Origin of the sequence: Armatimonas sp., from assembly GCF_031410135.1 — a bacterium.
Lineage (GTDB): Bacteria > Armatimonadota > Armatimonadia > Armatimonadales > Armatimonadaceae > Armatimonas.
This window is the reverse complement of sequence record NZ_JANNYP010000845.1, coordinates 1-10,980: the sequence shown is the minus strand read 5'-3', so window position 1 is coordinate 10,980 and position 10,980 is coordinate 1. Positions and strand designations below refer to the sequence as shown.

At 57.8% G+C, this 10,980-nt stretch carries 7 protein-coding genes; 5 read left to right on the top strand and 2 right to left on the bottom strand.

Annotated features, from left to right (window positions below; all coding sequences use genetic code 11):
- Positions 1-116 precede the first annotated feature (116 nt).
- Genes RMO15_RS30545 through RMO15_RS30535 form a run of 3 tightly spaced genes read left to right on the top strand, consistent with a single transcriptional unit; the run spans position 117 to position 4,073 of the window.
- A complete protein-coding gene (locus tag RMO15_RS30545; protein WP_309722161.1) occupies positions 117-719 on the top strand; it encodes a DUF2141 domain-containing protein in 603 nt (200 codons plus the stop codon).
- Positions 716-3,238, top strand: coding sequence for a glycoside hydrolase family 20 zincin-like fold domain-containing protein (locus RMO15_RS30540; RefSeq protein ID WP_309722158.1), 2,523 nt, complete (start codon positions 716-718; stop codon positions 3,236-3,238). The genes RMO15_RS30545 and RMO15_RS30540 overlap by 4 nt, the downstream gene beginning before the upstream one ends.
- Before the next feature lie 7 nt (positions 3,239-3,245).
- Complete coding sequence (locus RMO15_RS30535) at positions 3,246-4,073, top strand: PPK2 family polyphosphate kinase (protein ID WP_309722156.1); 828 nt, start codon at positions 3,246-3,248, stop codon at positions 4,071-4,073.
- On the opposite strand, the gene RMO15_RS30530 is transcribed toward RMO15_RS30535, so the two are convergent.
- Entirely contained in the window at positions 4,070-6,184 is a 2,115-nt protein-coding gene (locus tag RMO15_RS30530; protein WP_369016184.1) for a prolyl oligopeptidase family protein, read from the bottom strand. The two genes, RMO15_RS30535 and RMO15_RS30530, sit on opposite strands and share 4 nt — an antisense overlap.
- 1,187 nt (positions 6,185-7,371) lie before the next feature.
- Between RMO15_RS30530 and RMO15_RS30525 the strand changes: the two genes are divergently transcribed.
- The gene (locus RMO15_RS30525; protein ID WP_309722150.1) at positions 7,372-8,430 is read left to right on the top strand and encodes an acyl-ACP desaturase; all 1,059 of its coding nucleotides are present in this window, start codon (positions 7,372-7,374) and stop codon (positions 8,428-8,430) included.
- Between the two features lie 3 nt (positions 8,431-8,433).
- On the opposite strand, the gene RMO15_RS30520 is transcribed toward RMO15_RS30525, so the two are convergent.
- Positions 8,434-9,162 carry a class I SAM-dependent methyltransferase gene (locus RMO15_RS30520; RefSeq protein ID WP_309722148.1) on the bottom strand — a complete coding sequence of 243 codons (729 nt, stop codon included), beginning with the start codon at positions 9,160-9,162 and terminating at the stop codon, positions 8,434-8,436.
- A 65-nt stretch (positions 9,163-9,227) separates the two neighbouring features.
- Here RMO15_RS30520 and RMO15_RS30515 point away from each other — a divergent pair.
- Positions 9,228-10,980 (top strand): thiamine pyrophosphate-dependent enzyme (locus RMO15_RS30515; protein ID WP_309722146.1); only part of this gene is annotated, 1,753 nt, incomplete at its 3' end.

Sequence of the window (10,980 nt, the reverse complement as noted above, 5' to 3'; positions counted from 1 at the left end):
GGCTTAAGAGGGCGACGGCTGCCTTCGCAGCCAAGAGAGTCTATTGGGCACGGAGGTGCCCGTAGCCCTCTTAAGCCGGAAGACTCGTTCTTCCGGGTAGGAGGTAAAATAATCTCATGCAAAACGGAACCCGTCTTGTGGAGCTCAGCGGCGAGGAGCTGGCCCTAAAACTCATGCTACCGGAGAAGTTCGATCCCGGAGTTGCCTGGCCCCTGCGCATGGAAGGGGCAGACACAAAAGCACTGGTACTCAATGCGGCTCCGGCGTTCCGTGAAAAGGCGCTTATTTGGGTGAAGCAGCGCTACCCTATTGCATTAGCCGAGGGCGAGAAGCCACAAGAAACGACGCTCACGGTTGAGGTATCGGGGATGCGAAGCACAAAAGGCCAGATGGTCTACTCGCTCTTCTCCGGCCCAGAGGGCTTCCCCGACAAAGGCGAGAAAGCCGTTGCCAGCGGACAGTGCGTGATTTCGCCCGAGAAAACCGCACACTTTACAATCCCCAAGCTCGCGCCGGGCAGCTACGCCGTCACGCTCTTCCATGATGAAAATGGCAATGCGAAGCTGGATGCGAAAGCCTTCGGGATTCCCAAAGAGGGCTTCGGCTTCTCCCGCGACCCTAAGATCCGCATCGGCCCGCCGCGCTTCAAAGACACCGCGTTTGCCATCACGGGTGCTGGCTCAGAGCGCACGATCACGATTAAGCTGGTGCACCTATGAGCCCTCTCTCTATCGGTCGTCTTACCGTGACCTGGACGCCTGCCAGTGGCCTCAGCATTACCCTCGACGGCGTGCCGGTGATCCGCCGCTCGACGCTCTATCTGGTGAAAGCGGGCTGGAGCGGGGTGCTCTTTAATCCGACCACGGCACGCTGGAGCGAGACGGCTTGGCGCAAGATTGGGGAGAGCTGGCTAGCAGAGGCGAGCGCCGAAAACGAGAGCGCTGCTGTGGCGTTTGAGTGGCTGGTCACGAAGACTTCTGTTACCACAACCCTGCGCTACCGCCTGAAGCAAGATATTCCCGCCGAGATCGAGTGGGCGGCGGGCTACGTGAACGCGAATTTACTGGAAGGTGCGTCTGTCAGCGGCGACACGCGCCTCGCCAAAATTCCGATCACTCCTCTGACGGGCTCGCAGGAGGCGCGGCGCATCGGGCCGCCATTTACGAAGCTCGCGTTTGAGACTAAGCTCGGACAAGTCGTCTTTGGCTGGCACGGCACAGGAACGAACGAAAAACCCGTCTGCTTCGATGCCCGCACCGAGGCGTTCGAGTGGGCACAAGCCGCCCCGACCTTCTGGCTAGGTCTGGGCTCCCCCGCCCGAGTGGTGCGCTTTGAAGGCGGCGAGCAGGCGGCGGTATTTACGGTAACGGTGGGTTCCCCTCCTCCCCCCGGCCCCCTCCTCCCAATCCTGAGAGGAGGGGGAAGCCAGAGTCGTCATGATGCGTTTGTGCCGCAGGTGGCACAGACGCCGCTGGTAATTCCTACGCCCAAGAAGCTCATGGTCACCGGCCCGCCCGTGCGCCTGACCAACAAGACCAAGATCGAAGTCATTGGCCCCGGCGCGGAGCGTGCGATTGCGCTCCTCAAGAACACTCTCCCCCTCCTCTCAGCCCTGCCTCCCAGGGTTGGGAGGAGGGGGCCGGGGGGAGGAGGGATTCCAGGAGGAGGGAAGCCAGAGTCCTACACAATCTCCGTCCGCAAAGACCGCATCCAGCTTACCGGCAACGACGAAGCGGGAACGCTCTGGGCAGCCCAGACACTCTTACAGTTAATAGAAAACAATGGCAAGAACGATTTAATCCATTCTGTTGAAATTGAAGACTGGCCGACGCTGGGCTTTCGGGGGGTGCATCTGTTTCATGGGCAGAACGCGCTCCCGTTTCAGAAAAAGCTGATTGCGCGCCTCTTCTCGCCCTTTAAGCTCAACCACCTGGTGATCCAGTGCGAGCAGCTCAAGTGGGAGAGTGATCCATCGGTGGCCCCAAGCTGGGGCGGCACGAAAGCAGCAATCCGAGAGCAAGTGGCGTTTGCCAAGGTGCATGGGATCACGATGACGCCGCTGGTGCAGAGCTACGGGCACATGGAGTGGCTTTTCAACAAGCCGCAGAACCGAATGTTTGCCGAGGATCCCGAGCTTCCCTACGCCGTGAATATCTCCAACCCCGCCGCGGTGGGCTATCTGGAGAAGCTCATCGCGGAGGCGGATGATCTCTTTGGTGCCCCCGCATTCCATGCGGGGCTCGACGAAGTGACGATGCGCGGGCGCTTCCCGTTTCGCTCGGCCCCCCGGACATTTGCGGATTTATTTGTGAGCAATGCCCGGCACTGGCAGGCGTTTCACAAGCGGCGCGGCAAAGAGATGTGGATGTGGGCCGACATGGCGCTCCATCCCTCAGAAGTGGTGCCGTGTTTTGGCACGGCTCCAAGCGTTGCCGATGCAAAAATGCTCCGCGACGGGCTTCCTAAAGACGTGGTGATGTTTGACTGGCAGTACGGAGCGCACGACAAGTTTCCGTCGCTCAAGAAGCTCCATGACGCGGGTTTCTCACGGGTTGTGGCCTGCACGTGGTTCAATCCGGGCAACGTCGCCAATTTCTCGAAAGCCGCTGCCGACGTCGGCGCGTGGGGCGGCTTGCAGACAACGTGGTGTGGCTACGAGTCGAAAGCCGAGGTTCTGGATGGCCCGGAACGGCGACAGTTTGTGGCGATGGTGCTGGCGGCAGAGCACTTCTGGAACGGCGGCGCAACGAAGCCCAAGTGGGATGCAGGCGAGGTCTTCACGCGCCTCTGGAGCGATAAAAGTGGCCAGCCCATCAAGCCTCGCGCCGGGATCCTGGTACAGTTCCCCGGCAAGGCACGCGAGGCACGCCTGAGCGATGGCGTTCTCTACCGCCTTTCCTCGATGTTGCTTGCCGGAAAACTCACCGAGCCCGCGCCGCTCTCACTCCCCCTGGAGCTGCCCGGCACCACAGAGCTACGGCTGATCGTCGCGGCCACGCACAAGGCCGAACGTGGGACGAAAGTGGGCAGGGTAAACGTGAACGGCAAAGAGACGGCGCTGGTCTACGGCGTGAATCTCTCCACCGCAACGGACGCTTCCGCGCTCTCCGACCCGAGTGTACGCACCGTTGCACCCGGTCTGCGTAGCCTCACGATCCTGGGTGGCGGCCAGGTAACGATTGACAGCACCAACGGGGAATCTGGCCTGATCGTCCATGCAGTGACGGGGTTGGTATAATCCCCCCATGCTATGCGAGAAATTCGACAACCCCGGTAAGGTAAGCTTTACCACGATCCCCACTAAACTTGACGGAGACATGACCGAGGCGCAGGCGCTGACGCGCTTTGCCAAGCAAGCCATTGAGCTAGGAAAGCTCCAGGAGCTGCTCTCGGCCGCAGGAACCCATGCGCTGCTTGTGGTGCTCCAAGGCCGCGATGCCTCAGGAAAAGACGGCGCGATTAAGAGCGTGGCAGGCGCGATGAATCCGGGCGGAACACGGGTGGCGGCGTTTAAAGTGCCCACTCCTGAGGAGCGTGCCCATGACTTTCTCTGGCGCATCCACAAACAAACGCCTGGCAAGGGCGAGGTGGTCTTCTTCAACCGGAGCCACTACGAGGATATCCTGGTCGTGCGGGTACACAACCTCGCGCCAAAAGAGGTCTGGGAGAAGCGCTACGAAGATATCAATAACTTTGAGAATCTCTTAACAGATAACAACGTGATTGTCGTGAAATTTTTCCTGCATGTCAGCAAAGACGAGCAAGAGAAGCGGCTTTTAGACCGCGAGGCCAACTCCGAGAAGTCCTGGAAGCTCAACCCCAGTGACTGGACGGAGCGTAGCTTCTGGGACGACTACAGCGCGGCCTACGACGATGTCCTGGAGCGCTGCTCGATGGAGAACGCCCCGTGGTACGTCGTGCCGTCGGACAACAAGTGGTTTCGCAATGTCGCCATGGCCGAGGTGCTGATCGAGGCTCTCAAGCCCTACAAAGCCGAGTGGAAGGCCTCTCTCGCCAAGCTCGGGGCGGAGCAGAAAGTTGCGCTGGAGAAAATCCGAGCAGAGTCGGCCTAGCTTCCGGCCATCCCCAGCGCCCGCATCACAAAGGCCCAGGTATCGGCCTGCTCCTCGATTATCTTACCCTTGGGCTTGCCTGCACCGTGGCCCGCTTTCGTCTCAATCCGAATGAGCGTGGGCGGGCCACTCGGGTTCTGCGCGGCCTGAAGCCGGGCAGCAAACTTGAAGGAGTGAGCCGGGACGACGCGGTCATCATGATCCGATGTTGTCACCAGAGTCGCGGGGTAGCGTGTGCCGGGCTTGAGGTTGTGGTAGGGCGAGTAGGCCATCAATGCCTTGAAATCCGCCTCACTAGCCGGGTCACCGTAGTCGCTCTTCCAAGCCCAACCAATCGTGAACTTGTCAAAGCGGAGCATGTCTAAGACTCCCACAGCAGGGAGCGCCACGCCAAAGAGCTCAGGCCGCTGGGTCATGCACGCGCCGACCAAGAGCCCTCCATTACTGCCACCGGCAATAGCAAGCTTAGAGGGGCTGGTGTACTTTTGCGCGATAAGCCACTCAGCGCACCCAATAAAGTCGTCGAAGACATTTTGCTTGCGTAGCTTGGTTCCGGCCTCGTACCACTCCTTGCCGTACTCACCGCCACCGCGTAGGTTCGCCACAGCATAGACACCGCCTTGCTCCAACCAAGGAAGCATCGCAACCGAGAAGCCAGGAGTCAGAGGGATATTAAAGCCACCATAGCCGTAGAGATAAACGGGGTTCTTGCCACTCAGCTCCAGCCCCTTTTTGTAGGTAAGGAACATCGGGACTTTGGTGCCATCTTTACTGGTCGCAAAGACCTGCTTTGTCTCAAACTGGCGTGAGTCAAAAGCAACTTTCGGAGCCTTGAAGACCGTGCTAACCCCCTCGTCGATATTGTAGTGGTAGATTGTGGTCGGGCTGGTGTAGCTGGAGAAGGCAAAAAAAGTCTCGGTGTGCTCGCGCTTGCCATCAAAGCCACTGGCGGTTCCGATCCCGGGCAGAGCCACGTCACGCAAAAGCTCACCCGTGAGGCTATGCAGCCGTACCTGGGATCGGGCATCTTTTAGGTACCCGACAACCAGCTTCTGCCCAAAAAGATTGGCCCACTGGAGGGTGTCCTTGCTCTCCGGGATCACGGTGCGCCACGCTGCCGGACGCGTGTTGCTACTGTCCACCGCGACGAGTTTCTTGAGCGGGGCACTCTGGTCGGTGATGACATAGAAAATCTTGCCGTCGTTGCCGACTACGTTGTAGGACGCATCTCCTGTAACCAAAAGATCACGAACCGGTGCATTCAACTCAAGCAGGCTCTTGACGAAGAGATAGTTACGGCGCTCGGTGCCCTTGTTGGCATAGATCACCAGCCACTGACCATCTTCGCTGACCATGCCCCCCAGGTTCCAGTCGGGGTGATCCGTGCGCTCGTAGACTAGCTCATCGGCGCTCTGGGGTGTTCCCAGTCGGTGAAAGTAGAGCTTATGGTTGTAGTTGGCCTCTTGTAGCGCGGTTCCCAGCTCCGGCGTAGCGTAGCGACTGTAATAGAATCCAGAGCCATCCTTGAGCCACGAGGCACCGCTGAACTTGCTCCACTCGATCTTGTCAGGGAGATCCTGCCCTGTTGCGACATCGCGGACATGCCACTCCTGCCAGTCGGAGCCAGAGCGGGCAATGGAGTAGGCCAGCTTACTGCCATCCTCGGAGAGGCTCATGCCCCCTAATGCCACGGTACCATCGGTTGAGAGCGTGTTGGGATCAATCAAAACGCGGGGCTCAGCATCTAGGCTATCGGCGACGTACTGCACGGCCTGGTTCTGGAGCCCATCGTTGCGGGCAAAGAAGTAGCGATTCCCATAACGGCTCGGGATTCCATAGCGCTCGTAGTCCCAGAGCTCCGTCAGGCGCTTCTGAACGGCAGCTCGCGCGGGCATGGGCTTGAGATAGGCTCCCGTTACCTCGTTCTGAGCCGTCACCCAGGCAGCGGTCTCATCGGAGTTGGCGTCTTCCAGCCAGCGGTAGGGATCGGACACGATGACACCATGGTAGGTATCAGCCACCTCAACGGTCTTGGTTATAGGGTAAGTTACTTTGGGCATAGGAGTCACAAATACGGTCGCGGACTTGATCGGTGCAGGCTTCGGCCCCATCTTTACGGGGGGCTTAGCCGTCGGCTTTGGAGTCGGTTTCATAGGGGCAGGTGTTGGAGTGGGTTTAGGTACTGCAGCCACGACTGCCGTAAGTTGCCGGGCGAGAATCAGCGGAAGCTCGGTGCCAGGGCCAACCCGTGCGGAAAGTGTCGCGGTTCCATCGCCGAGTGCATACTGAACAAGCGCTTCCCCACTGCCTGGGAGCACTGCTGAGGCCACCGTCCTAAGAGGGAGCTTGCCAAAAGACTTTGCGCCGCTTCCCAAAAGAAACCGTCCTCCGGGCAAGGCGCGGCTCTCGCCATTGACTAATAAAATTTTGGTGCCCGCCCCCTCGGCCTTAGCTTGAAGACGGAGATTCAGAACGGCAGCGCTCACCTCGGAGAGGGCGGTTCGGAGCCGACCAATAGCCGCTCCCGACTGTCCCGTGAGATCAGAAAGAGCCTCGTGGATCTTCTCAATCACTTTTTCCGGCTTGCCCCGCCCACAAAACTCCTGCGCCTCGCCAATCCGAGCGCGTGTCGAGACAAGTTTGCCAGGCAGTAGCGCCTGAGCAGCACGGCAAGAAGTATCGGCCTCCGCTAAGGTCTCAATCGCACGAACAAAGAGCGTCTCCCCCGCTTTAACAAAGATCGTCTTGGTGACCATGCCCGGCTTGGCAAGAAACGTCCCGCCTGCCTTCCATGCCCGCACAGTTCCGTCGGCACTCCCTGCAGCAAACTCAATGCGCCATGCACCGCGCTTGAGTTTCAAACTGACGGCAACCATGGCATTCTCGGTGGTGCTCGGGTTGGTAACCGCAAGTCCCAGGTGCGCCCCACTGCGAGCCACCCAGACCGTGGAGTCGGCACGGGATGCCTGACCACTGGCAGGGTTCTCCAGCCCTGCCCACGCTGCAAAGGGCTGCTGCCAGCCCTCCATCGCCGCCGCCTTCGCCTCGGGTGCGGCCACGGCGAGCTGATCTGCGGCCACACTAAAGTTCAGAGATACAGAAGGAGTCTGAGCCTGCACTGGGGCTGCCAGTGCCACCAGTGCCGCCATGCCAATCATTCGCATAGCCTGCATTGTACCAAATATAGCCCTCCTCCCAGGTTTGGGGAGAAGGGGCAGGGCAGCAGGGCAATAAATTCAGGACTTTTGACCCATGCCTAGCATTGACCTCAAGGGTACGATACGCTCAGAGTAATACCATGAGCGAAGTCCCTAACTACGATCCCCTGCCGGATAACGATTCCTTAAGCGAGGAACAGCAGATTGCCGCCTACTGTGAGAAAGGCCGTGCCCACTGGCCCGATGAGCCCGTGACGCCTCTTAAGAGCGCCAGCGTTCAGTGCCAGATGGAGGAGACTTTCTACCAGCACTACCTGCGCTACTTCCAGAACGCCGAAGAGAAGCGCCGCTGGAACGTGGACACTGATATTCCCTGGGCCGCCGCAGAAGGAAACGCATCAGAACTCGTTGTCTCTATTATCGAGTCGTTCTGCGCCGTGGAGTCGTTTCTGCCCGACTATACCAGCAAGATCATGGCCCTCATTCGGAAGTCTAAAGGCCGCACACTCTTCCAGGCAAACTGGGGCTACGAAGAGAGTAAGCACTCCCTCGCACTGGAGCGCTGGCTGATCGCGTCAGGCAAGCGCACCGAGGACGAGATGGAGGACTTCGAGCGCTCCCTGCTGGGGGCGGAGTGGAAGCTCCCGTTTGAGACGCCGCGCCAGATGATCTGCTACACCATGATCCAGGAGCTCGCCACGGGCCTGAACTACACCAACTTGCGTAAGCTCGTCCATGAAAACGGCGAGGGTGATCCGTGTTTGGACAAAGCCCTGCGCTGGCTCTCCTCCGACGAGAGCGCCCACTATAACTTCTTCCGCAAGGGGGTCAAGACCTACATGACCCTCGACCCTGAAGGCACCATCGCCGATATTAAGTATGTCTTTGACAACTTTGCCATGCCCGCCCACGCTCTTATCCCGGAGTGGGAAAAACGCGGCGCGGAGATTGAAGCCTCAGGAATCTACGGCCCTAAAATGTATCTCGCCAAGATCCGCAAGCCCGTTTTGGAAGATCTCAATATCAGCCGCACCCAGCTCCGCGAAGCTGGGCTTCCAGGCCATGAAGTAGATGAGGTTGCCGACCGGGCGGAGACGAAAGCCGAGCGAGCAAAGCAAGCCCTCTATCCACGCATTACGTCCTTGCCTGCCATTCCCGTAGCGGCATCCCGCACCAACAAAACGCTCCTGACAGTCTAAAAATCAAGCCGCCTTACGTACTTGTAAAATCATGTCGTAAGGCTGTTTTTCTGTGCCCCAATTTCGAGAGATCCATCGCTCTATATAAAGCGGAACATAAATCAGTGTAGGGAGAGGCAGATGAGTTGTGTTAAACCATTTGTCTTCGAACGCAATTAGTTTCTTACTAAGCCCAAACATACAGTAGCGACATTTTTCCACTTGAAAACCGGCTTCGTTCAGCAGAGCTGTCAGCTGCTCACGAGTGTATCCTTCACGAACATGGTTAGGATCGTCAAGAGGAGCAGGCGGGTGAGGTACGCTTATCACCATACGCCCTCCAGGCTTACAAACACGGTATAACTCGGACAAAACCTTACGGTCGTCCTGAATGTGCTCAAGAACTTCACAATGAAGAATTAAATCAAAAGAACTATCTTCGAAGGGAACATCCGTAGCCGATCCTTGATATAGATCCAGGTGTTTATGATGTGCAAGGCGAGTACGAAGTTTAGCGATAGACTGTTCGGAATAGTCAAGCGCAGAAACGTGTTTGGCCTTTGGTAAGACTATAACCGTGTACATTCCCGTGCCACATCCTGCATCAAAAACGCGTTCAAAGGGCTCTGCCATAATAAATTCTTTAATCAAAGGGCGTTGTACAATGGGGCGAACATTATCCCCTAACGCAATAAAAAGGCGCACGGCTTTCCGTACCATTGTGATATTTGAGAGAGCAGAACGTAGAGACATAAATTTATCCAGTGTGTTATATCGTACTCAAAAGATTTGGGCAAAATAGGCTACAATAGGGCGCTATGCCTAAGTCCATCTCCATTATCCCGGAAGACGTTCGAAAGCCGGGACATGTCAGCTTTGACCCGATTCCCGTCAACCAGTACCAGAAAACCCTCGCCGAGGAGCGGGGCCGCTACTCAGACTCCGACCTGCGACGTATTCATCATGATATGGCGGTGATCCGAGTATTTGAGGGATTGCTACAAGAGGTCAAGACCCAGCGACAGTACAGCGGTATCCCCTACGACCACCGTGGACCTGCCCATCTTTCCATCGGCCAGGAAGCGACAGCGGTGGGTCAAGCCTATCTTCTGGATACCAATGACCACCTCTACGGCTCCCACCGAAGCCATGGTGAGATTCTGGCAAAGGGCCTCTCCGCCATTGATAAGCTCGACGACGAAACTCTGCTCGGGATCATGCGCAGCTACGACAATGGCTCGGTCTTGCGGGTCGTGGAAAAAGATAATGCTAACAGCTCCGTGCAGGAGCTGGCGATTGACTTTCTCTTGTACGGCACCCTCGCCGAGATTTTCGGCCGTGAGACAGGCTTTAACAAGGGCATGGGCGGCTCCATGCACGCCTTCTTTACACCCTTTGGTGTCTTCCCCAACAACGCCATTGTCGGTGGCTCGGCAGATATCGCAGTGGGAGCGGCTCTATACAAGCGGGTCAACCAGAAAAAAGGCATCGTGATTGCCAATATTGGTGATGCGAGCGCCAGCTGTGGCCCCACCTGGGAAGCGCTCTGCTTTGCGACCATGGATCAGTTCAAGACCCTCTGGCCAGATTATGTCCGAGGTGGCTTGCCGATTATCATTAACTTTGTCAATAACTTCTACGGTATGGGTGGCCAGCCTGTCGGTGAGACAGGGGGCTTTGGGATCTTGGCACGGCTGGGCGCGGGTCTGAACGCCGATCAGATGCATGCAGAGCGCGTGGATGGCTACAACCCACTGGCGGTCATTGATGCCATCGCCCGCAAGAAGGCGCTTCTTGAAGCAGGGGAAGGTCCCGTGCTTCTTGACACTATCACCTACCGATTTAGTGGTCACTCGCCCTCGGATCAGTCAAGCTACCGCGAAAAAACGGAGATCGAAGCGTGGCAGCGTGTAGACCCACTGGTCACTTTCCGTGAGGATCTCATCACTGCGGGAGTCTCCCTGCGTGAGGACTTTGAGGGAGAGTACGAGCGCATTGACAATCTCCTACTGCGCGCCTACAAGAAGGCCATTGATCTGGATCTCTCGCCGCGTGCCAATCTCTTTGCCGTGGGAAATCTCTTGGAGAGCACGATGTACTCCAACGAGAGTGTCGAGAGCCTAGACTCGTCACGTGCTCCTGAGGTGCTCCTGCCCAAAGACGAGAACCCACGTACCAAGCAGCTCGCCAGCAAGAGCCGCACGGGACTCGCAGAAGACGGCACTTATCTCTCGGAAGCCCGTTGCGTTGGCTTTAAAGACGAACTTTTCGAGGCGATTATTGATCGATTCTACGCCGATCCGACACTTGTCGCCTATGGCGAAGAAAACCGCGACTGGGGGGGGGCATTTGGGGTCTACCGTGGCCTGACCGAAGCCTTGCCCTACCACCGCCTCTTTAACTCCCCCATCTCCGAGGCCGCGATTGTGGGCACCTCGGTGGGCTACGCACTCGAAGGGGGCCGCGCCCTCGTGGAATTGATGTACTGCGACTTCATGGGCCGCGCTGGAGATGAGATCTTTAATCAGCTTGCCAAGTGGCAGTCCATGTCGGGCGGGATGCTCAAGATGC

Coding starts and splice junctions, on each gene's coding strand:
- RMO15_RS30540 (WP_309722158.1), top strand. CDS start 716: ATGAGCCCTCTCTCTATCGGTCGTCTTACCGTGACCTGGACGCCTGCC.
- RMO15_RS30545 (WP_309722161.1), top strand. CDS start 117: ATGCAAAACGGAACCCGTCTTGTGGAGCTCAGCGGCGAGGAGCTGGCC.
- RMO15_RS30520 (WP_309722148.1), bottom strand. CDS start 9,162: ATGTCTCTACGTTCTGCTCTCTCAAATATCACAATGGTACGGAAAGCC.
- RMO15_RS30530 (WP_369016184.1), bottom strand. CDS start 6,184: ATGGGGCCGAAGCCTGCACCGATCAAGTCCGCGACCGTATTTGTGACT.
- RMO15_RS30535 (WP_309722156.1), top strand. CDS start 3,246: ATGCTATGCGAGAAATTCGACAACCCCGGTAAGGTAAGCTTTACCACG.
- RMO15_RS30525 (WP_309722150.1), top strand. CDS start 7,372: ATGAGCGAAGTCCCTAACTACGATCCCCTGCCGGATAACGATTCCTTA.